We start from the raw sequence: 25,941 nt of genomic DNA on the forward strand, positions 1-25,941 counted from the left end.
GGTCACAACGTAGATCGCAAAAGGACCTTCGGGGCCGAGCTCGCCCCCTGTTTGAGGGCGCGGCGCCGGTCCCGAAGGCCAGGGCGGGTATCAGAAGCGCTTGGTAATCGAGGCGTTGAAGTAGCGCCCGATGACATCGTAGTTCTGCGCGTTGTAGGTGCCCTCGCTGTCACCCACCTGCGGGGGATGACGGTTGAACAGGTTGGTGATGCCGATGCGCAGTTCGGTCTCGGCGGGCAGCTCCGCACGCGCGTTGAGATCGAAGACGTCGTAGGCGCTCACTCCGCGCGTGGTGCTGGTGGGCGAGACGACGCGGTTGGAGGCGATCATCGAGGAAATGTGCCGCCAGCGCAGGCCCAGACTGTAACCGTTCTTGGACCAGGTGAAGGCGCTCACCGACTTCCAGCGCGGGTGCGCGGTGCCTGCGCCGGATTCGATGCCGGTGCCGATGCTGCCCGCATAGTCGTAGGTCGGCGCGCCCGGCAGCGCCTGGATCGAGAAGGTGTCGAGGTAGCTGCCCGCCACGTTGATCGCGATCTCGCCCGGATCGCCGCCGAAGATGGTGTCGAGCCCGAAGTTCCAGTCGAACTGCACGTCGATACCCTTCACGTTGAAGGTGCCCAGATTCAGGAGCGGCTGGACCGGATTGACCGGCACGCCGCTGTCCGAGCTGCGCTCGATCAGCGAGCAGTAGTAGTTCTGCGGATCGAAGTTCGGGTTGTTGCCGCCCGAGTTGAAGCAGAACTGGATGCCCTGTGCGATCGAGAGCGGGCCGATCGCCTCCTTCATCTTGATCTGGTACCAGTCGAACGAAAGCGACATGTTGGACAGCATCGGCGAGACGAAGGGCGAGGTCAGCACCGCGCCGAAGGACAGCGTGTCGGCCTTTTCTTCCTGCAGATCCGGGTTGCCACCGGTGAGGGCAAAGACCTGCGCGGTGCCGAGCTGGTAGCTGTCGATGATGCTGGCCGGGACACCTTGCGCGAGGCACAGGTCACGCACATCGTCGCCCGCCGCACCCTGGCGGTAGGAGGAGCGCACGTCGCACGGATCGCCATTGGTGTTGGTGGGCGAGGGCGTGCCGATGCCCACGCTGCCGGTCGAGACGGGGGCGTAAAGTTCGCCCACGCTGGGCGCGCGAATGGCGCGGTTGTACCCGCCGCGCAGGCGCACGTTGTCGATCACGCGCCAGTCGAAGTCGGCCTTGTAGGTGTGCACCCCGCCGATCGAGCTGTAATCGGAATAGCGGTAGCCAAGGTCGAGGTTGAATTCCTGGATCGCGGGCAGGTCACGCAGGATCGGCACGAAGAGTTCGGCGAAGAACTCCTTGGTCGAGACCGAACCGGATGCGGAGCGCAGCACGCTGTAGCCCAGGATATCGCTGGTGCCATCGGCCTGACTGAGCTGGTTGTCGGGCTCGAAGGTATAGGCGTTGTAGCGGTAGTCCGCACCCACGGCGAAGCGCACCTGGCCTGCGGGCATTTCGAAGAGCCCGCCCTGCATCGAGCCTTCGACCGTGCGCTGCTTGAGCGTATTGGTGTTGAGCGTGCGGCGCGAGATGAAATCGATGCAGTCCTGGGAGGGCGTCAGGTTGCCGAAGGGGTTGAAGCCGCCTTCGCACAGTTCGCTGCCGCCAGTGGGGCTGTAGAGCAGGTCGCGCAGGGCCGAGGCGCTGGCGCCGCCGGTCTGCTCGTTCTCGAACTTGGCCTTGCTGAGCGCGCCGTAGACCTCCCAGGTCCAGTCCTTGACGCCCACGTCACCCGCGAGGCCTGCCGTGCCCTGCCAGACGTTGTAGTGATAGCGCTGGTAGCGCGGGCCCAGGATGTTGAAGGCCTTGTAGAAGGTGAAGTCAGCCTCGGGATCGGGGCGCGAGGCGAGGATCGAGGCGAATTCGCTGGAGATGAATGGATTGGAGACCGGAACGCTCAGACCATAGACATTGGAGGCCAGCGTCGGGTTGGCCCGGCCGACCGAGGTGTAGTCGGTCATCGAGAAGTCGGCGAAGGCGCGGATGCTATCGGTGAGTTCGTAGTCGAGCTTGCCGTAGAAGCTGTAGCGGTCGAGGTCCGACTGGATCGAGCCACCGGTGTAGCCGAAGTTCAGCTGCTGGTTGGTGGGCGAGGTGGTAACGAGATAGGCGCTGTCGGAATCGCCATCGCGGAAATTGTAGACCGGCACGCCGACATTGGTGAAGAGGCTCTGGTCGGTGTTGAAACCCATCCAGCCGGTGTACTGCCCGGCGGCGTTTCCGGTCAGCGCAGGCGTGCCATAGGTGCCCTGGAAGACGTCGTTGACGGCATCGATGCTGGGCAGGTTCGAGCCGAACAGGGCCGTGCCCTGCGGGATCGTGGCGAGCCCGGCTACGGTGGAACGGTAGCGGTAGTAGTCGCGGTTGTACTGGTAGGCGCGCGAGCGCTTGGTGTAGTCGAAGGACATGACCGCCGAGCCGCGACCGTCCGCGAACTCCGAGCCAGCGACCGCGCCGATGCGGTAGCTCTCACCGTCGTTGTAGTCGCTCGTGCCGATCTGGCCGTGCATCTCGATGCCGTCGAAGCTGCGCTTCAGGCGAAAGTTGACGACGCCCGCGGTCGCGTCCGAACCGTAGGTCGTGGAGGCGCCGCCGGTGATGACCTCGACGCTTTCGATGAGGGCTTCGGGGATGGTGTTGAGGTCGACCGAGCCGTCCGGGTTGGAGGGCTGGAGGCGGCGCCCGTCGACCAGCAGCAGGGTCCGCTTGGCGCCCAGGCCGCGAAGGCTGGCGTAGGCCTGGCCGCCGTTGAGGCCGGTGCTGGTGGAGCCGCCGTTGGATTCGCCGAACGCGCCGGTGAACTGGGGCATCTGGGAGAGCGCCTTCTCGACTGTCAAACGTCCGCTGTCTTCCAGCGCTTCGTTGCCGATGGAGACGATCGGGCTGTTCGCTTCGTAGTCGGGGCGGGCGATACGTGAGCCGGTGACGACGATGCTGCCCACGTTCTCGGGCTCGGGAGGGGCCTCGGGCAGGCTCTGGGCAAGTGCGCCGGTGGCAAGCAGGGCGCAAGGTGCGCACGTGCCGGTCAGGAACAGGCGAATGGGCGTTCTGGACTTCATCGTTACCCCTCATTTGGTGAAGTGATGTCACGTTCACCAACAAGAGACGCAGTGCCTCCAAACTCCCTCACTTCGGATACGAAATAATTTATAAAAAATGCCGGGCGTGGATATTCCACGCCCGGCACGCCTTGTGGGTGAGTGCTTGGTTAGTTCTTGCTGGAGGGGCCGTAGAGGATCCCGTTGAAGAGGAACTTGAAGGTCGGGTAGGGCTGTGCGCGCTGCGTGACTTCGGGGCCCATCACGAAGAGCTTGCCCTTGCCCAGGTCCACATCGGCAATCGCGGTCGTTCCCTGGAGCTTCTCCTGGCCCATTGCCCAGCCGCTCTTGAGCGGGGCCGGGCTCTCGTACCAGGAGACCTTGCGGGCCTGTGTGCCCCCTCCTGTGAAGGTGAAGGACTGGCTGCGGTCGAAGAACATGTCGACCGTTGGCGTGATGCCGTAGGCCAGCGGCTGGGAGGGATCGACGCGCGCTTCTACAAGGGCGCCGGGGATGAAGAATTCGCTCGTGGTCAGACCCTTGAGTTCGCCGTCCTCCTCCTTGGCCAGCGCCGGGACGAGCGGGGCCTTGAGCATCGTCGCCAGCCGGGCGGCGTTACCGATGGCGATGATCGTGCCGCCCTCCTTGGCGAACGCGGCCAGGGCAGGCGCGGTCTTCTCTTCGCTGACGAGCCCAAGCTGCGAGCGGTACTCCGCCGGGATCGTCTCGGGATCCGGCATCGAGGAGGGGCGCCCGCTCCATGGGCCGTCCTTTACCGGCGGCACGGTGCCGTTGGCGAAGACGAGAACGTCGAACTTGTCGGCAAGATTGCCCTGGTCGAGCTCGCTGGGGAAGACGACCTCGAAGGGGAACTCGTACTGCTCGAAGAGCCAGCGCGTCCAGCCCGAGGGCATGACGCCGCCGTACTGGTCGACGAGCCCGACGCGCACCGGCGCGATGGCCATGGTGTCCTGCGAAGGCGCCGCACCTTGCGCATAGGCGTTGATGCCCAGGTCCTTGACCGAGGCCTCGACGATGCTCCGGGCCTCACCTGATGCGGGGATCCAGACGGCACCGGGGGCAAATTCCACGTTCCCGGCGCGCGTCGCGCTCTTGATCCAGGAAACCGGGAGGCCTGCCTTCAGCAGGCGGTTGGTGAGGATGAAGCTGTTGTTGGTCTCGTGGCGCACGAGCCAGCCCGCATCGCCCGATCCCACGACCTGCCCGGCGGGCACGTCGAGCAGGCCGGTGATGGGGGACGCTGCCGGATCGATGGTCTCGAACACACGGTCATAGCCCACACCCATCTGGTCCGAGAGCGTGTAGCCGGTGATGTCGTAGGGCCTCTTGGGCGGGCCGCCCGGGTATTCCACATCGTGCGGGTGATCCTGGGGCTCGAACATGTCGAGGACGTGGGGGCGATAGGCCTGCGAGGTCTTCACGATCCACGAGCCTGCCGGATAGCTGGTGCCCGCGGCCGAGAAGGGGGCATCGGCTTCCAGCACTTCGACGCCGTTCTTGAGAAGTGCGTTGAGGAAGGCGACCGTGGTGGGCAGGTCGCGCTGGCTGCGCGAGATGACATAGGCGCGCGGGTCGCGCTTCTCGCTTGCCTGAAGCACTTCGCCGTAGAGGGCGGGATCGACGCGGTTGGCACGGAAGTAGCTGTTTTCGTCCTTGGGGGCCGGGCGGTCCTTGCCCGCTTCCTGGAGCTCCTCGATATCGGTGGGCGTCGTCGTCCAGCTGTCGGTCAGGCCCTCCTCGATGGAATTCTTGCCCATGCGGTAGTAGTTGAACAGCAGCCGGTCGCGGTTGCGCGAGGCGTAGTCCAGTACGGCGCGGTCAAGGCTCCACTGGTATTCCAGGCTGTCGGCCAGATGCCATTCGCGCGGGGCGATGGGCATGGGCTTGTCGTTGTCGGGCAGCTGCACTTCGGGGACGAGCGGGATATTCATGGGCGTCGGGCCGCCGATGATCTCGGTAAGGAGCCCGATCGAGTTGTGGAAGTAGGAGACCGAACGCTCCATGCCGTTGTGCCAGGTGGAGTACGATGCGGAACTGCGCATGCCCGAGCCCGGCTTGTTCTCGGCAATGAGGCGGCTGTGCATGGTCGAGCCCACTTCCTGCAGCTCGGTCATCAGCAGGGGATCGTAGTTGTAGTTGAAGGGATCGCGGAACGGGGGCACGAACACCACCATGCCTTCGGGCCCGGTCTGGTGCTGGTTGAAGATGATCTGCGGGAACCACTCGCGGAACAGCACGCGGTTGACGTTCTCGGTCTCGGGCATCTGCGCCATGAAGCTGTCGCGGTTGTTATCGTGACCGACGTACTTCTGGTAGAGGCGCGGGATCGTGCGGAATTCGCGCTTCTCCGGGTCCTCGTTGCGCATGTACCAGTCGGCGACAAGCTGGAGGCCGTCCGGGTTGTCATGGCCAAAGAGGATGATGACGTCATCGAGGATGCGCTTGGTCTCGGCGTCGTTCTTCGTCAGCATGCGGTAGAGAACGTGGATCTGTGACTGGGTGGTCACCGTCTCGGTCGCGTGCATGCCGGCATCGATCCAGACCACCGCCTTGCCTTCTTCGGCCAGCGCCTGCGCCTGTACATCGTCGAGGCCCTTCGCCTTGGCGAGGCGGGCGTTGATGTCCTTGTAGTGGTTGAGCTTGGCAAGGTTTTCGGGCGAAGAGACGATCGCCACCCACATCGTGCGGCCTTCCGCGCTCTTGCCGATGTCGACCAGCTTCATGCGGTCCGACTGGCTGGCCAGCGTCTTGAGGTAGGCCTCGTACTGGTCGTAGTTGGCAAGGAAGTAGTCGCTGCCCGGTTCCTGCGGGAAGCTCTCGGCCGGTGTCGCGATGCCCATCGTGTTGGGCTGTGAGATCTGGGCCAGGCCCGGTGAGGTCAGCAGGAGCGCCATCGCCGTGAAGCTCGCCGCCCTAAGCCCAATTCGCATATCCGTATCTCCTCTTCGCGCATCGTGTGCCTTGCGTCGTAGGGTAGGACGCAGGTCCGGCGCGAACCCTCAGGCAAAAATGCGAAAAAGGGGAAACTTTTTTCGCGAGGGCGAGTTCAGGCGCGGTTTTTCGGCACGATATCGAAGGCAACGGTGAGCCGGTCGGCCTCGCCGTCGAAGGGCTCGGTGCCGTGCCACAGGTAGCTGGGGAAGAGGACAAGGTGCCCCGGCTTCGGGCGGATATGCGCAAGCGGTTCCAGCGCGGGCGAGGTCGCGCAGCCCGGGCGTCCGAAGGCGAGCCAGCCTTGCTGGCCGGTGTCGGTTGCGGGCGGGGTTTCCACATGGAAGGCGCTCGAAAGCCAGCCCTCGGGATGGACGTGATCGACGTGGTGCCCGCCGCCCGCGCGCAGCAGGACCGACCATGCGCCTGTCAGACGCCAGCCCAGGCTATCGGCGTTGGCAGGTTCGGGAATGCGCGCGCGGGTCGGGTCGGTGCCGGGGCCAAGCTCGGCAATGTAGCGCGCGATCGTCTCGCGCACGCTGGCAAAGAAGCCTGCGAGGATGGGATCGGGGCTGCGGGCGAGGTCTTCCTGGGTCTGACTGCCACCGCGCAGCGATTGGCCGGGCGGGTGCATGGTCCAGCCATGCCGAGCGCGCAGCGCGTCGCCAAGTGCGCTCAGCCAGGCCTCGCGCGAAGGCCAGCCCGTAGGTGTGGGCACCTCCATCTGCCGCACCAGCCCACTATCGCGATAGGGCGCGCTGCCCTGCGAATCTCCGAGCAGGCGCTGGGCGGTGAGAAGCAGGGCGCGTACGCCCTGATCCTGGGGATGGTGGGCGAGGATGCGCGCAGCAAGGTCGCGGCCTTCCTCGGCGCGGCCCAGCCCGAGGAGCGCCTCAACAGCGGACTTGGCCGCCATCTGGGAGGACGGCGCGAGGCGCAGGGCCTGGACGGCTTGGGCCAGATGGACCTCGCGGGCATCGGCGGCCGCTGCGGCCTGCGCGGCGGCAAGGTGCAGGGCCGGGTCATTGGCGTGGGACGAAAGGCGCCGCTCCAGCCGTGCCAGCGCGGCTTGCGCTTCGCCTGCCGCAATGTCGAGCCGCGCGCGCAGGATCGTCAGCGCGGACGTTGTGGGGGACTGACGGGTAAGGGCAGCGTCAAGGTGCGCGGCGGCATGGCCAAGATCGCCGGTGCGCATCCAGCGCAGCTGGGCGAGGTCCTGCTGGGCGTCGAGATAATCGGGGCGCAGCTCCAGCGCGCGACGAAAGGCATTCTCGGCCTCGTCCAGCTGGAGGAGGCCCTGCAGCGCACGGGCCAGCACGAGCTGCGTTTCCGGCGCGGTGGAGCCTTTCTTCAACGCTCGGCGGGCGGCGTTGGCAGATTCGGCAAAGCGGGAGAGGTCGCCCAGCGTCGAGGCAAGATTGTGTTCGGCAATGGCGCTGGAGGGCCGCGCCGCCACGTCGCGCAGGTGTGCCTCAAGAGCCTCGTCGAGACGTCCCTGCGCTTTCAGCTCGCGCGCCTCACGCGCCGGATCGGAGGTTGCAGCGGCGCGGGTCGGGACGGTGCTCATGCGGCCAGAGGTAACGGCCTCACCGGACGCTTGTCCAGTGCTCCCGGAAGGGAGTTGTCATGGCTTGCTGCGATAGGAGGGTAAGGAGTTTGCGGTAAGCCCGGCATGGGGCTAACTCCTTTGAGTCGCTGAACTTCCTGGGAAAGGAAGTGGCTCCCCGAGTAGGATTCGAACCTACGACAACTCGATTAACAGTCGAGGGCTCTACCGCTGAGCTATCGGGGAGCAGCCAGTCAGTGTTTCCACCGCCGCGGCAGGACTGGCCCTATACGCAGGGTGTTTTGGGTTGGCAACCCTGATCTTGGCAAAAATTTGATTTTTTTTGAGGGGCTCGCAGAAAACCGCCTCAGACCTGGAATTGCTCGGCGAAGATGCGTTCCTCGAGGGTGAACCCGGGATCGAAGAGGAGGGTCATTTCCCTTTCGGTCGAAGTGCTTATCCGGACGGTGCGGACGTCGCGCACTTCCTTCTGGTCGGCGACGGCGGCGACCGGGCGCTTGCCCGGCTCGCGGATGCGGAACTCCACTTCGGCGCTCTCGGGCAGGATCGCGCCCTTCCAGCGGCGCGGGCGGAAGGGGCTGATCGGGGTGAGGGCGAGCATGCGGCATCCCAGCGGCAGGATCGGCCCGTTGGCAGAGAGGTTGTACGCGGTCGAACCGACCGGCGTCGCCACGAGAATGCCATCGCCCGCCATCTCGCCCATGCGCACACGTCCGTTGATGCGGATCTCCAGCTTCGCGGTCTGGCGCGTCTCGCGCAGGAGCGAGACTTCGTTGATCGCGTAGTAGCTGAATTCCTCGCCCGACTGGGTGGTGGCGTGCATGCGCAGGGGGCTGACCGGAATGCGCCGCGCGGCGTGGATCCGTTCGAGCACGGTGGCATCGCCATGGAGGCTGTTCATGAGGAAGCCCACGGTTCCCAGGTTGATGCCGTAGCAGGGCTTGGAAATTCCCTTGTCGAGCATCTCGTGCAGGACATGCAGCATGAAGCCATCGCCGCCCACGACCACCAGAATTTCGGCGTCCTCGGGCTCGACCCAGGGGTGGGCCTCGCGCAGCTCCTCCGCGCGGGTCTGGGCCTGCGCGCTGTCAGAGAGGATGAGGGCGAGCCGCAAGGGCGGGCTAACCGCTTCATCCGAGGGGGAAATCTGACTCATGGAAACTCCGCAGCAATGTGTTCCCGAACGGGACAGCTGTTCCCGGCCCGGCCCATGGGGCTGGTAAATTTTGAACGGTTTGGCAAGGCCTTTGGCATAAAGGAGAAAAGATGACGTCGTCGCACCCTGGCCAGGCCGAACGCCTCGCGCTGAGACTGGAAGATCGCCTGAGCGGCCTTCCCGGCGTGGAGCTCGTCCATGAACGCATGGCCGCGTGGCAGGCCGAGGCGCAGGAGAGCCTGGCCCCGGTGCACGTCCACGCGATGCTCATCAGCCTGCGCCGCCTCGATGCGATCAACATGGCCTATGGTGCGGCTGCCGGCGACGGCGCGCTCGAAGAGATTGCCGCCCGGGTCAGCCATTACGCTTCGGAAGAACTCGACGCGCCCTGGGTGCTGACCCGTGCAGGCGGCGGCAATTTCCTTCTGGTCGCCAACATCTCGTGCAGTCGTGAGCGCTGGCAGCTTCTGGCTGACCAACTCTCACACCTGCTTTCGCGGCCCATCGCCGTGCCCTCGGGGGTGATCCGCCTCTCGCCGCGCTTCGCCCTTATCAGAACATTGGCCGAGGAAGCGGTCGAATCGATGCTCGAACGGCTCGGCGTTGCGCTGCAGGCGGTGAACGAGCAGCAGGGCGCGCGGCTGGTCTGGGCCGATGGTGAGGCGATCCCGCCCGGGATCTCGACTGCGCAGCTCGAAGCCGACCTCTTGGGCGCGATTGACCGGGATGAGATCGAGGTCCTCTTCCAGCCCCAGTTCAGTCTGGAGGATGACCGGCTGACCGGGGCTGAGGCGCTGGCGCGCTGGGATCATCCCGAACTGGGCCGGATCGGGGCAGGGGCGTTGTTTAACCTCGCCGAGCGAACCGATCATGTCGGCCCTCTGTCGCAGCATATCGCGCGCAAGGCGCTGTGGGCCGCGCGTGACTGGCCCGAGAATTTGCGGCTTTCGATCAATGTGACGCCCGAGGACCTCGCCTTCGAGAGCTATACCTCCCAGATGCTCGACCTCGTGGGCGAGAGCGGATTTCCTCTGCGCCAGCTGACGCTGGAGATCACCGAGCAGTCGCTGATTGCTGATGTTACGGCCGCGGCGCAGATCATGGCGGAATTCTCGGCGCAGGGCATCCGCATCGCGCTCGATGACTTCGGCGCGGGCTTTTGCAATTTCCGGTACCTGAAAGTGCTGCCGATCCACTACATCAAGCTCGACCGGGCGATGATCGAGGGTATCACCACCGACCCGCGCGATGTCGCGATCCTGCGCGCAATCGTGGCGATGGCCACGGCGCTCGACCTGGAGGTGATTGCCGAGGGGATCGAGCGCGCCGACCAGCGTGACGCCGTCGCGCGCGAGCATTGCGGGTACTATCAGGGTTTCCTGCGCGCCCAGCCGATGAGCGTTGCCCTGTTCGAGAAGCTGGCGCGGACCGAGATGGAGAGAGCCTGAGGGCCTGATCCCGGTCCGCGCGCGCCTGTGGCCTGCGCTTACTTGCCCTGCGCGTAGAAGGCTTCGAGGTCGAGGCGCATCTGGTGCAGCGCTTCGGGGTTCAGATAGATCATGTGCCCGGCCTCATAGTACCTGAACTGGAGGTTCCCGCGCAGCTTGGGTTCCAGCATCATGTGCTTGAGGTCCCGCTCGGTCGAGTGGAACGGGGTTGCCATGTCGTAGTAGCCGTTCAGCGACAGCACGCGCATGTACGGGTTGGTGCGCATGGCGCGGCTGAGGTCCTGCGTCACGTCGACCTGGTTCTGGAAGCTCGAGTAGCCGTAGCCAGGGGCCTTGTGCGACCAGTCCCACTCGAAGTTGCCCGCTTCGCGCGCGCTGCGCCGGTAGGTGAGATCGGTGTCATACCCGAAAGTCGTGTGCAGCTGGTCCATGAAGCTCGAGATGTAGAGCCCGGTGATCCCCGTGCTGGAGGGATCGTACTCGGGCCCTTCGCCGGCGGCATCGGCGTCGGTGCCGGTATAGCGCGAATCGAAGCGGCCCAGCGTCTCGCGCTCGGTCCGCAGCAGTTCCTTGCGGAAACGGCTGAGATCGACGCGCAGGTTCGCGTCCTTCAGGAAGTCGACCGAGAGGCCGGTGTAGCGGCTCATCTGGCGCGCGATCGCGTCTTCCTCTTCGGGCGTGATGTCCGAACCCTTGCCCAGCGCGGTCGCGTAGGGGCCGTTGGCGAACTGGCGCGCTTCCTCGACGAACTGGGCGAGCGAGGCGGGGCGGTTGGCGACGCGGTTGTGGTACCAGGCAGTCGCGGCGTAGCTGGGCAGATAGCCGATGTGAATGTTGTCGAAGCCCGACTGGCGCACGCCGTAGTTCAGGATCGAGGAGAGCAGGACCACGCCGTTGAGCGCCATGCCGCGCCCTTCCATCTCCTCGGCCAGCGCGCCCGAACGGGTCGTGCCGTAGCTTTCGCCGAAGATGTACTTGGGATCGCCCCAGCGCCCGTTCTTGGAGATGTAGCGCTGGATCGCGTCGGCAAAGGCGCCCACGTCCTGGTCGACGCCGTAGAACGCGGCTGGGTCGGTATCGCCCAGCGCGCGCGAGTAGCCCGAGCCTGGCGCGTCGAGGAAGACCATGTCGGTCGAGCCGATCAGGCTGTCGGGGTTGGGGCCGACATCATAGGGAGCCGGGGCCACCGCGATGGGATCGTTCGTGCGCACGTGGGTCGGCGCGAAGCTGCCCATGCGCAGCCACAGGCTCGCCGAACCAGGGCCGCCATTGTAGAAGAAGGTGACCGGGCGGTTCTTCCCGGGCGCGGTGTAGGCGGTGTAGAAGATGCTCTGGGTCGGCTTGCCCTTGGCATCGCGGATGGTGAGCGTGCCCGCCGTCGCGGTGTAGGCGATGGAGCGGCCATCGACGTTGACCGAGCCCTTGGCGGTCTTGGCGATTTCTTCCACCGGAGCGCTGGCCCAGCCAGCCGCCACTTCCTCGGCCACGGCCTTGTCGTGTTCGCGCGCGGCATCCGGCCCTTCGCCCTTCTGCGCGAGCGCGGGATGCGCGAGCACGAGGAGGGAGGCGGCGGCGAGCGACGTAATTCGTTTCATGGGTGTCCCTGTCTGTCTTTCGAGTGTGACCTCGCGGCCCAGACTGGTCGCCCGCCGGTTTCAAGGCAAGGATATATTGTATATCGTTTCTGTAACTTTCTGTCGCAGCCTCACTTGGCCTTGCGCGCCACCCCGGCAAGGCCCTTGGTCAGCTGGAACAGGCCGTTGAGGCGCGACTTGGGATCGCCCCAGGCGCGCTGGAGCACCAGCTTGTGGTCCGGGCGCAGCTTGATCGCGCCCTTGAGCCGCTCGGCATAGGCGATGAGGCCGGTGGGGTTGGGGAAGCTGTCGTTGTGGAAGCTGACCAGCGTGCCGCGCGGGCCGACGTCGATCTTGGCGATGTGGGCAGCAATCGCCTGGCGCTTGATCTGGATGAGCTGGATGAGGTTGGCGGTCGGATCGGGCAGCGGCCCGAAGCGGTCGATCATCTCGGCCGAGAGCGATTCCACTTCGTCCTGGTTCTCCGCATCGTTGAGGCGGCGATAGAGCGCCATTCGCACGGCCAGATCGGGGACGTAGTCGTCCGGGATCATGATCGGCGCATCGACGGTGATCTGGGGCGAGAGGCCCGTGGTGTCCTTCTCCAGCCCCACGCCGCCTGCGCGGGCGGCCATGATCGCATCTTCCAGCATCGACTGGTAAAGCTCGAAGCCGACCTCGCGGATGTGCCCGGACTGCTCATCGCCCAGGAGGTTGCCCGCGCCGCGAATGTCGAGGTCGTGGCTGGCAAGCTGGAAGCCCGCGCCCAGGCTGTCGAGATCGCCCAGCACCTTGAGGCGCTTTTCCGAAACCTCGGTAAGCGCCTGGTTGGCAGGCGTCGTCAGGTACGCATAGGCGCGCAGCTTTGAGCGGCCCACGCGCCCGCGCAGCTGATAAAGCTGGGCCAGGCCGAAGCGGTCGGCGCGGTGGATGATGATGGTGTTGGCACGCGGAATGTCGATGCCGCTCTCGACGATGGTGGTCGAAAGCAGGACCTCGTACTTGCCGTCGTAGAAGGCGCTCATGCGCTCTTCCACTTCGCTGGCCGACATCTGCCCGTGCGCGGCGATGACCTTCACCTCGGGCACATATTTGGCCAGCCACTGCTCGACCTCGGGCATGTCCGAGATGCGCGGGACCACGATGAAGCTCTGGCCGCCGCGGTGGTGTTCGCGAAGCAATGCCTCGCGCATCACCATGTCGTCCCATTCCATCACGTAGGTGCGCACTGCAAGGCGGTCGACCGGCGGGGTCTGGATGGTGGAGAGCTCGCGCAGGCCCGACATCGCCATCTGCAGTGTGCGCGGGATCGGTGTCGCCGTGAGCGTCAGGACGTGGACGTCGGCGCGCAGCTGCTTGAGCTTCTCCTTGTGGGTGACGCCAAAGCGCTGTTCCTCATCGACAATGACAAGGCCCAGGTTCTTGAACTCGATGTTCTTGGAGAGGATCGCGTGGGTGCCGCACACGACATCGACGGTGCCGCTGGCCAGTCCCTCGCGGGTGGTGCGTGCTTCCTTCTCGGGGACGAGGCGTGAGAGGCGCCCGACGTTGAGGGGGAAGCCGTTGAAGCGCTCGGCAAAGCCGGAATAGTGCTGACGTGCAAGCAGGGTCGTGGGGGCGACCACCGCGACCTGCTGGCCCGCCATGGCCGCAACGAAGGCAGCGCGAAGAGCGACCTCGGTCTTGCCGAAGCCGACGTCGCCGCAGACGAGGCGGTCCATCGGCTTGCCGCTGCCCAGGTCATCGAGGACGTCGGCGATGGCGTGCTCCTGGTCGTCGGTTTCCTGCCAGGGGAAGCGGTCGACGAACTGGTTGAAGCTCGATTCGTCGGGGAGCAGCGCGGGCGCCTTGCGCAGCGCGCGCTCGGCGGCGGTCTTCATCAGCTCGCCCGCGATCTCGCGGATGCGCTCCTTGAGGCGGGCGCGGCGCTTCTGCCAGGCCTCGCCGCCCAGCTTGTCGAGCTGCACGCCCTCGGACTCGCTGCCGTAGCGCGAGAGGACGTCGAGGTTCTCGACGGGGATGTAGAGCTTGTCGCCGCCATGGTAGGTCAGCATCACGCAGTCGTGCGGGGACTGGCCGACCGGGATCGACTGCAGGCCCTCGTAGCGGCCGATGCCGTGGTCCATGTGGACGATGAGGTCGCCGGGCGTCAGCGCGGCGAGCTCGGCCATGAAGGCGTCGGCGTCCTTCTTGCGCTTCTTGCGCCGGACCAGGCGGTCACCCAGAATGTCCTGCTCGGTGACGACCTCGATCGCTTCGTTGGCAAAGCCGGTTTCGAGCGGGAGAACCAGCGCGGCGGCGCGGCCCTGCACGGCCAGTCCCAGCGCCTCCTGCCAGGTCTCGGCCAAGCGCGGCTCGGTGCCCGAAGCCTCACCCAGGATCGAGACGAGGCGCGCGCGGCTGCCCGTCGAGTAGGCGGCGAGGATGGGTTTGCGGCCCTGCTTGCCCAGCGCGGCAAAGTGCTTTGCCGCGGCCTCGTAAGCGTTGTCGCCGCGCGCGCGTTCGGGCGCGAAATCGCGGGCGTTGGAGAAGCCGAAGTCGATGACCCTGGCGCTCTCGGGCTGGGCGAAGGGATCGGCCTTGTGCGCGGGCTGGGCCTCTGTCAGTCCGGCCAGTTCCTCCGGCGCCAGATAGAGCGCATCCGTGGCCAGCGGGCGGTAGGATCCCGCTTTCTGTCCAGAGGTTTCCTTGCGGTTCCTGAAGTAGTCCGCGATGTCGCCAAAGCGCTCTTCGGCGGCCCCTGCGACCGTGCTGTCGAGGACCATCACGTCCTCGGGCGCGAGGTGGTCGAAGAGGGTGACGAGGCGATCCTCGAAAAGCGGGAGCCAGTGCTCCATACCCGCCAGGCGGCGTCCGTCGCTGACCGCCTGGTAGAGCGGATCGGCGGTGGCGTTCGCGCCGAACAGCTCGCGGTAGCGGGTGCGGAAGCGCTTGACACTGGCCTCGTCGATCAGCGCCTCGCTCGCGGGCACGAGGAGGTGTTCCTTGACCGTACCGGTCGAGCGCTGGGTATTGGTGTCGAAAAGGCGCAGCGTCTCCAGCTCGTCCCCGAAGAAGTCGAGACGAAGCCCTGCATCGAGGCCCGAGGGGACGATGTCGAAGATCGAGCCGCGCACCGCAAACTCGCCCGCGTCGATGGCGGTGTCGGTGCGCTGGTAACCTTGCCGGCGCAGGAGCGCGATCAGGCTCTCGTGGCCGATCTCGAGGCCGGGCTTCAGAAGCTTTACCGATTCGCGGATGCGGAACGGGGTAAGCACGCGCTGGGTCAGCGCGTTGGTCGTGGTGACGAGAAGCTGCGGCCCGGTGCGCTTGGCCTGAAGCTGGTGCAGCGCGGCCAGACGCCGCGCGCTGACCGAGAGCGCAGGGCTGGCACGGTCGTAGGGCAGGCAGTCCCAGGAGGGAAACTCGATCACCTGCAACTCGGGCGCAAAGAAGCGCGCGGCCTCGGCAAGCGCGCTCATGCTTGCCTCGTTGTCGGCGACGAAGACCGCGCGGCCCTTGGCGGCGCGCGCGAGGTCGGCCATCACCAGCGGCTGGCTGCCGCGCGTAACGGAGGCCAGCGTGAGAGGCGAAGTGGCGGAAAGAATGCGGGAAAAGTCGGTCATGGCTTCTGCGTGTGGCGATCGGCCGTCGCCACGCTCAGGCCAGGAATACGGGTGGGAGCGGGAAAACTCAGTACGGAATTTCGACGTAGTCGAGCTTCATCATGCGGTCCATCAGCGGACCCTGGAACTTCTCGGGGACCGGCTCGGTCTTGAGCGCCCAGGCCATGATCTCGACGTCCTCTTCCTCGATCAGCGTCTCGAACCAGTCCATGTCAGCTTCGGACCAGCTTTCATGAAAACGGTCAAAGAAACAGCCGATCATGTAGTCGGCCTCGCGCGTGCCACGGTGCCAGGCACGAAAGCGAAGTCGGGCGAGACGGGACGAGGTATCAGTCATGACCCGCGCCGTTACAATGCGGCGCGGGCCGGGGCAAGGTTTTCAGTGGTGCGAAAGGTGCACCGGGGAGGTCGGTGGGCTCAGGCGCGCAGAGCCGCGACGATCTCGGGGCCCGAACGGCCGGTGAGGGTCTTGGGCACCTCCTCCAAGATCGTTGCTTCCAGCGTCTTGTGGTAGTGGCGGCGCATCTCACCCAGCGATTTCGGGTCCGCAATGACCACCAGCTTGTCCATGTGGTTTTCCATGGCCTGCTTGTTGAGCCAGTCCGTCACGGCCGCAACATGGGCGGCCTCGTCGAGGCGCGAGGTCCGATCCTGGGGGTTGGCAGGATAGCGCGAGCCCGCGTCATGATCCTTGATCCCGGCGCTGTAGTTGGTGGGCGCGAGGTCGGGCACGTCGACTGCGGTCAGCTCGGGCGACGCTTCCTTGCCAGCGTTGCGGTAGAGCTCGAAGTTCTCCCCGTCGACCAGCGCAAACATCGTTCCATGGGGCAAGAGCATGCTCTCTCTCCTTTTTTGTTGCCGTTTGCTCCCATCAACGGGGAAAGTTGTCGGTATGTTCCACGGGCTCTGGTGAAATGCCCGAGAGGCGCGCTAAGAGGCGGCCATGCGGCCCGAAGCGCTCAACTCCCTGTTTGTCGATTCCGAGTCCCTCGACGGGGTCGGCCCCCGAATCCGTCGCCCGCTGGAAAAGCTGGGCCTGACGCGGATCAAGGATCTCGCCTACCATCTGCCCGACCGTTTCGTGGAGCGGCGCATGGTGACCCGCCTTGATGAGGCGGGGATTGGCGAGAACGTGATCGTGCGCCTGACCGTGCGCGAACACCGCGCGTCCTCGGGCCGAGGCCCCTACCGCATCATCACCGAGGACGATGCGGGTGATATCTGCACGATCGCCTACTTCGGGCGTGCGTCCTACACTGGCAAGAAGCAGCTTCCCGTGGGCGAGACGCGCTGGGTGGCGGGACGCATCGACGAGTACGGGCAGACGCGCCAGATGGTGCACCCCGAACATGTCTCGGAAAGTGACACCGCGCCCATCGGCCAGCAGCGCGAAGCCGTCTATGGTCTCTCCGAAGGGATGACGCAGGGGCGCATGGGCTCGCTTGTGAAACAGGCGCTGGAGCACCTGCCCGAGTTGCCCGAATGGATCGAGCCCAGCCAGATGGCCAAGAGCGACTGGCCCGCCTGGCACGAGGCTTTGCGTGAGGCGCATCGTGGCCCCAACGAGCCTGCGCGCGATCGCCTCGCCTACGATGAGCTCTTTGCCAATGCGCTCGCGCTCATGCTGGTGCGCGCAAGCAACCGTTCGCAGCGCGGCACGCCGCTGCAGGGCGACGGGCATCTGCGGGCCAAGCTCAGCCTGCCATTCGCGCTGACGGGCGCGCAGGCCCGTTCGATCCGCGAGATCGAGGGGGACCTGGCCCAGACCGCGCCGATGCTGCGTCTGCTGCAGGGCGATGTCGGTGCGGGCAAGACGGTGGTGGCGCTCTCCGCACTGCTGATCGCGGTGGAGGCGGGCGCGCAAGGCGCGATGCTCGCCCCGACCGAGATCCTCGCGCGCCAGCACTACACCACGCTGCGCAAGATGCTGGAAGGTACAGGCGTCGAGATCGCGCTCCTGACCGGGCGCGACAAGGGTAAGGCGCGCGAGGCGATCCTGATGGGGCTGCTTGACGGATCGATCCAGATCGTGGTGGGCACCCACGCGATCTTCCAGGATGCGGTCGCCTACCATAACCTGGCCCTCGTGGTGATCGACGAACAGCACCGCTTCGGGGTCGGACAGCGCCTGATGCTGGCGCGCAAAGGTCGGCGCACGCCGCACACGCTGGCGATGACGGCGACCCCCATCCCGCGCACGCTGACACTGGCGCAATACGGCGAGATGGAAGTTTCGCGCCTCGATGAACTGCCGCCCGGGCGCCAGGCCATCGACACCCGCGTCGTCTCGACCGACCGGATGGACGACGTGGTCGGCGCGCTCTCGCGCCACATCCAGTCCGGCCAGCAGGCCTACTGGGTCTGCCCGATGGTGACCGAGAGCGAGACCGACGATATTGCCGCGGCCGAAGCGCGCTACGAAGCGCTCAAGGAGCGCTTCGGCAACCGCGTCGTCATGGTCCACGGCCAGCTCAAGGGCGAGGAAAAGGACGCCGGTATGGAGCGCTTCGCCTCGGGCGAGGCGAGCCTTCTGGTTGCAACGACCGTGATCGAGGTCGGCGTCGACGTGCCCAACGCGACGCTCATGGTGATCGAACAGGCCGAGCGTTTCGGCCTGGCCCAGCTGCACCAGCTGCGCGGGCGCGTCGGGCGCGGTTCGGAGAAATCGACCTGTCTGCTGCTGCGCGGAAAGGCGCTCAGCCAGACCGGCCGCCAGCGCCTCGCGCTGATGCGCGAGACGCAGGATGGCTTTCGCCTTGCCGAAGAGGACCTGCAACTGCGCGGGGGCGGCGAACTCCTTGGCACGCGCCAGTCGGGCGACACGCCGTTTCGCATCGCCAGTCTTGAACAGATCACCAAGCTGCTTCCGCTTGCCCACGACGATGCACGTCTGTTGATGGAGCGGGACGGCGGCCTTGAAGGCGCGCGGGGTGAGGCGGCGCGTATTCTCCTTTATCTCTTCGAGCGCGACTACGGGGTGCAACTCCTGCGTGGGGGCTGAGCGCCCTGGGCTCAGGGTGTTTCGGGCGGGAAAGCGAGCCCTTCCTCGACAAGCCGCTGGCCCCAGGCGTGGACGCGCAGAAGCCGCTCGGTGTTCGCGCTCAGGGTGTCGAAGTCCGCGCGGGAGAGAGTGATGGCAGGGCGACCGGATCCGTCACCGCGCGCGGCAGGATGATCCGGGCCGGGGGCAGCGGTGTCGCTGGCCGGACGTCCAGCGGTGCCTGGACACGCGATGCGCATGCCGCCGTCATCGGCAAAACGGCGAGCGCGAGCGCGCCACAGATCGGCTTCGTGAAGGGCATCATCGGCTTCCTTTGCAAGACGGGCGTGAGTTTGTTCGGTGGCGAGGCGTTGCTCCTGCGCGCGCTGCGCGGCCTCTTCCTGCGCGGTCTGGTAGTTCGCCTTGGTCGCGGCGTGGTTGGCGGCTTCGCTGCGGGCGCGTTCGCGCCAGTCACGCGCGCGGCCGTGTTGCAGCCAGGCGAAGGCGGCAAGGGCGAGCGCCAGCATTGGCCACGGGTAGGTGCGAAGCAGGCGCCAAGGCCAGGCCAGGACGCGCAGCAGGCCGAGGGGGGGCGGGATCATCGTGGGGTCTCCTTCTCGATGGCGCGCGAGCGGGCGACCTGGCGGTCTTTCAGGGCTGCGACGCCGCCTGCGGTGCCAATCAGAAGGACAAGGCCTCCGGGAAAGGCCGTGCAGTAGGCGGCGAGATCAAAGGGGCGGCCGCGTCCGATCGTCTCGAACAGAAGAAGGCCGTGGGCCCCCAGAGCATAGAGGAGCACGCCGAAGGTGCCGAGCACGCGGGTCGTCTCGAACTCGCCGCTGGCTGCGCGCAGGATTGCCGAGAGGCCCCTCATGCCACGTGCTCCGCAAAGACCCATTGGCCGGGCGCAATGGCGATCCAGTCGCGGTGGCGCTCGGTGACCTCGACGGGCGTGCCCCGGGGCAGAGCGCGCAGGACCGGGTGGTCAAGGCCGGGGCCACTGCGCACCCTGAGCGAGGAGGCCGTGACCCGTGCGCGCAGGGAGGCCCCCAGCACCTGCTTACGGAACGCAGGCATGTCGAAGGCGGGGCCGGGGTCGAGCTTGCGGCCGGGCGCGATGTCATCATGTCCGACGATTTCGTGGATCGGGTAGGTTTCGGCGAGGGCCCGGGCAACCGCGATGGCGGCCTTGATCTGGGCTTCGGGATAGACTTCCCAGCCGCGGACCGGCCCGCCATGACGGTGGGCGGCCTCGATGGCGGGAATGGTCGTGCCGCTGGCATCGCACCATCCCTGAGGCGACCAGGTGAGGGGACCGCGGTTGGCAAGCTCGATGCCGATGGCGTGGCTGTTGAGTCCGGATAGACCCTGCCAGGCCGAGCGTCCGGCGTGCCAGGCGCGCCTTTCGAGGTTCACGCACTGGATCACCGCGCCGTCCCGCCCGATCACGAGGTGCGCCGAGGCGCCCGCCGCAGGGTTGGCGAGCCAGCTGGCCGAGGAAGCCGCACTGCCACCAGCTGTGTAGTGCATCACGATGAAACGCGGGGGACGGCGGAAGGCACCCGAATGGTTGGGGCTGGGTAGCTGCGTGACGGCGGCGTCCTGGGTGTGGAGCACGCCCTTGCGGATCGAGAATGGCATGAGCCTCCTATGCGCCCGGTGGGCGCGTGCGGGATGGGAAGGCGGGCGAACAGCTCCGGCAGGGCGCGGCGGCGCGAGAAGCGCTGGAGGCCAACGCGTGTTCGGAATTATCGCTTTGGGGAGATGGCGCGGACTGCCTTGGCAGGGTCACCGTCACGCAGGATTACATCGTGCGTGTGGGTGTAGGAAAGTTGTTTTTGCAAAGGCTGCGGAGCGGCGCCGAGTGTCAGGGTGGGACATAGGGCCCGTTTTGCTTGCTCAATTCCGTAAAAATCCGGAAGAACTGGCCGTGAAAGCGGAGTGCCGTCGGGCGAGTCCGCGCCTGTGGAGGGGCTCAATGAAACGCGTATTGCCATCGGCGCTGGTACCGGCTCTTGCCTTGGCTCTGGCCCTGAGTCTGGCAGGGTGCGGTCTCGATCCTGCCGAGCAGATGGAGCGCGCGCGTGCCTCCTATGCCGCGCACGACTTTACCCGCGCCCGGCTCGATCTGGTCAGTCTGCTTCAGGAGGAGCCGCAGAACGAAGCGGCCCGCAAGCTTCTTGTCCGCACGCTTCTGGCCATGGGAGATGGGGAGGGCGCGCGTCAGGCGCTCGAACGGATCGCGCCCGGTCAGCGCAGCGCCGATCACGCCGTGCTGCTTGGCGAGGCGGCTCTCCTGCGCGAACGGCCCGATGAGGCACTGGGCCTGGTGGACGGGGCCCGCGGCAGTGGGGCGCAGTGGGTGCGGGGCATGGCCCATCTGCTCGAGGGCGATCCCGCAAAGGCGCGCAGTGCTTTCGCGCGGGGGTTGGAGGAGGGGCCTGAGGATGCGCGCCTGCTTGCCGATTTTGCGCGGCTGGAATTGAAAGAGGGGCACGTTCCCGAAGCGCGTGGCCTCGTCGACCGGGCGCTCAAGGTCGATCCTGCCTCGCGCGAGGCATTGCTCGCCGATGGCCAGGTGGCCACGGCTCAGGGGGATCTGCTGCGCGCGCTCGAGGCCTATTCCGCTGCGCTCGAAGCCTATCCCGGGAACCTGGCCGCGTTGACCGGCAAGGCCGCGATCCTGGGCGATCTTGGCCGAACCGAGGATATGCAAGCCGTGCTGGACGCGGTGCCGGAAGGTACCGGCGCGAGCCCGGAGCTTGTCTACCTGCGCGCTCGGCTGGCCGGGGCTCAAGGCGATTGGGCGAAAGTGCGCGGGATCTTGCAGTCCCGTTCCGAGGTCGTGCGCACGCGCGACGAGGCGGCGATCCTCTATGCCCGCGCCTTGGTGGAGCTCGATCAGGACGAGCAGGCGCGCGCGGCCTTGCAGCCCGTGCTGACCCGGACCCCATCCAATGTCGCGGCGCGGCGCGAACTCGCCCGTATCCAGATCGCGCAGAAGGACTTTGCCGGCGCGCTTGCAACGCTCGAACCGCTGGTTGCGAAGTCCACCGCGTCCGCCAGTGACCGGCGCCTCTATGCCGAGGCAGCAAAGGGAGCTGGGCGGGGCGATGCCGCGCAAGCCGCGCAGAGGGCGCGCGCGCCTTCGCCTCAGGCGCTCGCGGCCCAGCTGGCCGAGGCCGACACCGCGATGAAGGCGGGCAACTGGGCGAACGCGAGCGCGCTCTACAAGAGCCTCCTCGCCGTCACCGATGGTACCAATCCGCTTTTTCTCAACAATCTGGCGTTGGCGGAGAGCCGCCTCGGGCGTAGGCAGGAGGGGGTCGCGTTTGCGCTGCGGGCGCTGGAATCCGCGCCGGAAAACGCCTCGGTCATGGATACGGCGGGCTGGCTTCTGGTGGAAACCGAGAGCGATCATGCGCGCGGGTTGCGCTTGCTCGAAGCGGCCGCGAAGAAGGCCCCCGACAACGCCACGATTGCGGGGCACCTGGCTTCCGCCCGCAAGGGAACCTGATCACGCGACATAGGCCGGATACGAAAAGAGGGCCCGTCTTGCGACGAGCCCTCTTTTGTCTGGTCCGGATCTGACCTTCAGGCCATCGCGTAGGCTGGGCGAAGGCTGCCGCGGGCCACGACCGCACGGCGGCGGTTGATGGCAAGGCCGATCAGGGCAACGCCGAAGAGTGCCAGCATACCCGGTTCGGGAACGTCCGAGCCGCCACTGGTCGAGGAGACGGTGCCCGCGCCGCTTGCCGAGGTGACGCCCGATACGCCGGTGATCGACTGGTAGCGCACGTAGAAGTCGCTGAGCGAGAGCGTGTCGGTGGGGCTCGCGAACGAGAGGGTCAGCGTGCCGTCACCGCTGCCGCCAAGCTCGATGCCGCCGCCGCCGCCGCCCGCGCAACTGCCCGTCGAGGCATCCTTGAAGCAGACGTCGACCGTGCCGATGCCGTTCGGGTAGGTCGAATTCAGCGTCGTGTAGCTGAAGGCGCCCGTGCTCGAGGCTGCGGAGATCGTGGGGTCGGTGTTGAAGGCAAAACCGGAGATGCGCGATCCGGTGACCGGTGCCGAGGTGGTGTTCGAGACATTGTAGGCGAACATGTAGTCGTTGCCCGAAATGCCCGTCAGCGTCAGCCGGATCCTGGCGGTGAGGCCATCGATTGTCGAGCCATCGGAAAACCCGTCGTACATGAGGGTGTATTCCGACCCGACGTCGGCATCCGAGAGGGTTATCTCGTCGGCAAGGGCGGGTTGTACCGCCAATCCCGTTACGAGCGCGGCAAGGCCGCATATGCTCTTCTTCATGACTTTCCCCTTTCTCCCGTTCTCCCGCAGAAGAACCGAAAGAGAAGAGGCAAAGATCGTGCCATCTACGGATTTGTTGCGTTAATTAGTTAACACTTGCGGCCAGTTGTAAACATTCCCGACATTGTTTCGTCCGAAATTGGGGGGGGGACGTGCCCTTCGAAGGGTCATGATGAATACGGGGCAAGCCGTATGCGCGTCTGTCAGGATAGTTGACGCGCATACGGGAGGAATTCGCGAGGTGGGGTCAGAAGCGCAGGCTGATCCAGGTTCCGAAGAAGTCGGAATCGCCGTAGCCGGCTTCGCGCAAGGCCGGTCCTGCAAAGACATGTTCGTAGCGCGCGGTGATGCCCACGCGCGGCGAGATGTTCCACTGCACCTGCAGGCGCGGCATCTCGGCGGTCTTGTGGGACGTCGAGAACTGCGTGCCTGCCAATGGGCGGGTGTTGGCGCGGTAGATCGCATCGCCTGTCGTTGCGCGCCAGGCGAAGCTGTAATCGGCCAGGATCTTCACCGATTTGACTGGGCTCAGTGACAGGGTCGGGGCGACCTCGACCAGATTGCTGGCAGTCAGGAACAGGTGGTGGCTGAAGGGCGTGTTGGCGCCGTGCGGCGAGATCGCGTTGCGCATCTCGCCTGCACCGGGACCGTCCTCGTTGCCGCCGCCGCCGCTGGCGTAATCGAAGTTGAAGCCGACGCGCGGCGCGCCCTTCTGCGCGCCCAGGGCGACCGTCTGGCTCAGGAAGACCTGCCAGGCGTCGATCGCGCGATCCTCGAAGCTGCCGGACTGGTGGTTGACCGTCCAGTCGATGTTGACCGGGCCGATATCGCCCCAGGCATGGGCGCCGACATAGACACGCTCTTCGCGCCCGACGGTACCGACCCAGGCTGCCTCACGGCGGCGCAGGCGCCACACGAAGGGATCGAAGGAGAGCTTCGATCCGCCCAAGAGGTCGCGCGGAAGCTGGGTGCCCACGGTCACGCCGCTGAAGCGGATCTCGTCGTTGATCCGGTCATCGCCCGTGCCCTGCCGGCCGTAAGCGGTGGGCTTGAAGTCGAACAGGTCGACCCTGACGTCCCGGCCGCGCGCCCACAGGCGCAGGCCGTTCTGAGTGTAGTGGATGGCGTTGTTGTCGCGCTGGCTGACAAGCATTTTCGAGCCATCATAGAACATCTGACGTCCGTAACGTGCGCCGAGATCCAGGCCGCGAAGCGTGCCCGTGACCTCGACGAAGCTCTGCTCCACGGTGAGATCGTTCTCCTGATAGACCGAGGGCGTGCCGATGTTGTGGCCGCTGCTGTCGGCGTGCGAGAGCTCGCCGTAGAGGCGCACGTGTTCGCCCAGATGCAGGTCGGCGCCGCCGGTCACGCGCAGGATGTCGTGGCGCTGGTGCTCGCCCTTCACAAGGCCCGGGTTGCTGGTGAAGTTGGTGCGCAGGCGCATTTCACCGGCCAGCGTCAGGTAGATGTCGTCGTCGCTGTCGAGACGGATGTGCTTGAGACGGTCGAGCGGATCGTCGATTTCGCGCGCCTCGCCCGGCGCGCTCCAGTTCTCGGACCAGCGCGCGGTGGCGTAGGCGTTGGTGACGCGGCCCTCGCCATTGGCTGCGGGCGGGTAGGGCGTGCGCTCGGTGCTGCTCTGGGCAAGAGCCGGGCTCGCGCACAGCGCGCAGCCGAGGGCAGCGGCCATAAGCGGCCGGTTGTCGATGGTCATGGATTTCAGCTCTTGTGTGGTGCGACCCGAAGGGCTGTGGAGGGGAAGGGAGGGGCGCTACGTGCGTCAGCTTTGCCGTTTTCGCCGTGCGGTCCCTCCCGCTATGTCAGGTGTGGAATGCGGTCATGGTCGTGGTCTTATTCGGCTGCGGTGAGGGCGGCCGCGGCGGCATCGGGATCGGCCGGGGCGCGCCCGCTCCTGGCGATGGCGGCGCGGAAGGCTGCGGGATCAAGCGACTTTTCCCAGCGCGAGACGACGACGGTCGCCACTGCGTTGCCCACGAAGTTGGTGAGGCTGCGGCACTCGGACATGAAGCGGTCGATACCCAGGATCAGCGCCATGCCTGCAACTGGCACGGAAGGGACGATCGAGAGCGTGGCGGCCAGCGTGATGAACCCGGCGCCAGTGACGCCCGCCGCGCCCTTGGAGGACAGCATGGCCACCGCAAGCAGCAGGATCTGCTGGCCAAGGGTCAGGTCCACGCCGCAGGCCTGGGCGATGAACAGGGCCGCCAGCGTCATGTAGATGTTGGTGCCATCCAGATTGAACGAGTAACCGGTGGGAACGACAAGGCCGACGATGGTCTTGGGGCAGCCGGCCGCTTCCATCTTCGCGATCAGCGAGGGCAGGGCGCTTTCCGAGGAGGAGGTGCCCAGGACCAGCAGCAGCTCTTCCTTGAGGTAACGGATGAGCGCGAAGATCGAGAAGCCGGCGAAGCGGGCCACCGTGCCGAGCACGACCACGACGAAGAGCAGCGAGGTGATGTAGAACAGCGCGACCAGCTCGGCGAGGTTGGCAAGGCTGCCCACACCGTACTTGCCGATGGTGAAGGCCATCGCGCCGAACGCACCGATGGGAGCGGTCTTCATCACGATCGAAACGAGGCGGAAGAACACGCCCGAGACGTCTTCGAGGATCGAGAGCAGCTTGTCGCCGCGTTCGCCCATGCCCGCCAGGGAAACGCCGAACAGGATGGCGATGACGAGAACCTGCAGGATGTTGCCCTGGGTCATCGAGGACAGGAACGTGTCCGGGATCATCGAGGTGAGGAAGCCGACGAGCGAGGTCTCGTGCGCCTTCTCGGAATAGGAGGCGACGGCGGCCGCGTCGAGCGAGGACGGGTCGATGTTGAGCCCGTCACCTGGACGCATCACGTTGGCAATGATCATGCCGATGATGAGCGCGAGCGTCGAAAAGGTCAGGAAGTAGGCGAAGGCCTTGGCCGCGACCCGGCCCACCGCGCGCAAGTCGCGCATCGAGGCGATGCCGGTCACGATGGTCAGGAAGATGACCGGGGCGATGACCATCTTCACCAGCTTGATGAAGGCATCGCCAAGCGGCTTGAAGGCTTCGCCGGTCTGCGGGGCGAAGTGCCCGAGCGCCACGCCCGCGGCAATGGCCACGATCACCTGGACATAGAGATGCGTGTACCAGCGGCGGCGCGACCCGGCCTGTGGCATGGTGGGGGAGGGGCTATGCATGGTGTACCTTTTCGTCCTCTCGCAAGCGGGAGACTTCGCCTCCTCGCAACTTGGTGCAAGGAATTGCCCGCTCGGGGGATGCGGGGCCAG

17 protein-coding genes and 1 tRNA gene are annotated in these 25,941 nt (G+C 66.2%); 3 read left to right on the forward strand and 15 right to left on the reverse strand.

Going from position 1 to position 25,941, the window contains the following annotated elements; genetic code table 11:
• Nucleotides 1–90: 90 nt before the first annotated feature.
• The 5 genes from MTR65_RS04695 to MTR65_RS04715 form a co-directional block, all read right to left on the reverse strand.
• Nucleotides 91–3,087: a TonB-dependent receptor domain-containing protein gene (locus MTR65_RS04695; RefSeq protein WP_243797606.1), complete on the reverse strand. Its 2,997-nt coding sequence runs from the start codon at nt 3,085–3,087 to the stop codon at nt 91–93.
• 149 nt (nt 3,088–3,236) lie between these two features.
• Nucleotides 3,237–6,017: a M14 family metallopeptidase gene (locus MTR65_RS04700; protein WP_243797609.1), complete on the reverse strand. Its 2,781-nt coding sequence runs from the start codon at nt 6,015–6,017 to the stop codon at nt 3,237–3,239.
• A gap of 116 nt (nt 6,018–6,133) precedes the next feature.
• Nucleotides 6,134–7,585, reverse strand: a complete 1,452-nt coding sequence (locus MTR65_RS04705; RefSeq protein WP_243797612.1) for a 2OG-Fe(II) oxygenase family protein — start codon at nt 7,583–7,585, stop codon at nt 6,134–6,136.
• A gap of 150 nt (nt 7,586–7,735) precedes the next feature.
• A tRNA-Asn gene (locus tag MTR65_RS04710) sits at nt 7,736–7,810 on the reverse strand.
• A gap of 121 nt (nt 7,811–7,931) precedes the next feature.
• The gene (locus MTR65_RS04715; protein WP_243797615.1) at nt 7,932–8,741 is read right to left on the reverse strand and encodes an NAD kinase; all 810 of its coding nucleotides are present in this window, start codon (nt 8,739–8,741) and stop codon (nt 7,932–7,934) included.
• A 110-nt stretch (nt 8,742–8,851) separates the two neighbouring features.
• Here MTR65_RS04715 and MTR65_RS04720 point away from each other — a divergent pair, with 110 nt between their 5' ends.
• The gene (locus MTR65_RS04720; RefSeq protein WP_243797617.1) at nt 8,852–10,189 is read left to right on the forward strand and encodes an EAL domain-containing protein; all 1,338 of its coding nucleotides are present in this window, start codon (nt 8,852–8,854) and stop codon (nt 10,187–10,189) included.
• 38 nt (nt 10,190–10,227) lie between these two features.
• On the opposite strand, the gene MTR65_RS04725 is transcribed toward MTR65_RS04720, so the two are convergent.
• The 4 genes from MTR65_RS04725 to MTR65_RS04740 all read right to left on the reverse strand — a co-directional run bounded on the left by MTR65_RS04725 (nt 10,228) and on the right by MTR65_RS04740 (nt 16,205).
• Nucleotides 10,228–11,784 (reverse strand): S10 family peptidase, encoded by a 1,557-nt coding sequence (locus tag MTR65_RS04725; protein WP_243797619.1) that lies wholly within the window; start codon nt 11,782–11,784, stop codon nt 10,228–10,230.
• Nucleotides 11,785–11,894: 110 nt separating this feature from the next.
• On the reverse strand, nt 11,895–15,368 hold the full coding sequence (mfd, locus tag MTR65_RS04730; protein ID WP_243797622.1) for a transcription-repair coupling factor: 3,474 nt from the start codon (nt 15,366–15,368) through the stop codon (nt 11,895–11,897).
• Between the two features lie 67 nt (nt 15,369–15,435).
• Nucleotides 15,436–15,705 (reverse strand): FAD assembly factor SdhE, encoded by a 270-nt coding sequence (locus tag MTR65_RS04735; protein ID WP_243797624.1) that lies wholly within the window; start codon nt 15,703–15,705, stop codon nt 15,436–15,438.
• A gap of 80 nt (nt 15,706–15,785) precedes the next feature.
• On the reverse strand, nt 15,786–16,205 hold the full coding sequence (locus tag MTR65_RS04740) for a baeRF12 domain-containing protein (RefSeq protein ID WP_243797626.1): 420 nt from the start codon (nt 16,203–16,205) through the stop codon (nt 15,786–15,788).
• A gap of 106 nt (nt 16,206–16,311) precedes the next feature.
• Here MTR65_RS04740 and recG point away from each other — a divergent pair, with 106 nt between their 5' ends.
• The gene (gene recG, locus MTR65_RS04745; RefSeq protein ID WP_243797629.1) at nt 16,312–18,369 is read left to right on the forward strand and encodes an ATP-dependent DNA helicase RecG; all 2,058 of its coding nucleotides are present in this window, start codon (nt 16,312–16,314) and stop codon (nt 18,367–18,369) included.
• Between the two features lie 11 nt (nt 18,370–18,380).
• Here recG and MTR65_RS04750 read toward each other — a convergent pair whose 3' ends face one another.
• Genes MTR65_RS04750 through MTR65_RS04760 form a run of 3 tightly spaced genes read right to left on the reverse strand, consistent with a single transcriptional unit; the run spans nt 18,381 to nt 19,989 of the window.
• Nucleotides 18,381–18,950 carry a hypothetical protein gene (locus tag MTR65_RS04750; RefSeq protein WP_243797632.1) on the reverse strand — a complete coding sequence of 190 codons (570 nt, stop codon included), beginning with the start codon at nt 18,948–18,950 and terminating at the stop codon, nt 18,381–18,383.
• Nucleotides 18,947–19,222: a hypothetical protein gene (locus tag MTR65_RS04755; RefSeq protein ID WP_243797635.1), complete on the reverse strand. Its 276-nt coding sequence runs from the start codon at nt 19,220–19,222 to the stop codon at nt 18,947–18,949. Before MTR65_RS04755 ends, MTR65_RS04750 begins: the two co-directional genes overlap by 4 nt.
• Entirely contained in the window at nt 19,219–19,989 is a 771-nt protein-coding gene (locus MTR65_RS04760) for an N-acetylmuramoyl-L-alanine amidase (protein WP_243797637.1), read from the reverse strand. The genes MTR65_RS04755 and MTR65_RS04760 overlap by 4 nt, the downstream gene beginning before the upstream one ends.
• 337 nt (nt 19,990–20,326) lie before the next feature.
• Between MTR65_RS04760 and MTR65_RS04765 the strand changes: the two genes are divergently transcribed.
• Complete coding sequence (locus MTR65_RS04765; RefSeq protein ID WP_243797639.1) at nt 20,327–21,865, forward strand: tetratricopeptide repeat protein; 1,539 nt, start codon at nt 20,327–20,329, stop codon at nt 21,863–21,865.
• Between the two features lie 77 nt (nt 21,866–21,942).
• On the opposite strand, the gene MTR65_RS04770 is transcribed toward MTR65_RS04765, so the two are convergent.
• From MTR65_RS04770 to MTR65_RS04780, 3 genes are all read right to left on the reverse strand, one after another.
• Nucleotides 21,943–22,656 (reverse strand): cistern family PEP-CTERM protein, encoded by a 714-nt coding sequence (locus MTR65_RS04770; protein WP_213502269.1) that lies wholly within the window; start codon nt 22,654–22,656, stop codon nt 21,943–21,945.
• Between the two features lie 247 nt (nt 22,657–22,903).
• Nucleotides 22,904–24,370 (reverse strand): alginate export family protein, encoded by a 1,467-nt coding sequence (locus MTR65_RS04775; RefSeq protein ID WP_243797642.1) that lies wholly within the window; start codon nt 24,368–24,370, stop codon nt 22,904–22,906.
• Between the two features lie 137 nt (nt 24,371–24,507).
• Nucleotides 24,508–25,851: a dicarboxylate/amino acid:cation symporter gene (locus MTR65_RS04780; protein ID WP_243797645.1), complete on the reverse strand. Its 1,344-nt coding sequence runs from the start codon at nt 25,849–25,851 to the stop codon at nt 24,508–24,510.
• Nucleotides 25,852–25,941: the final 90 nt, after the last annotated feature.

The sequence above is a fragment of the Novosphingobium mangrovi genome (genome assembly GCF_022818885.1).
In the GTDB taxonomy this organism is placed as follows: domain Bacteria; phylum Pseudomonadota; class Alphaproteobacteria; order Sphingomonadales; family Sphingomonadaceae; genus Novosphingobium; species Novosphingobium mangrovi.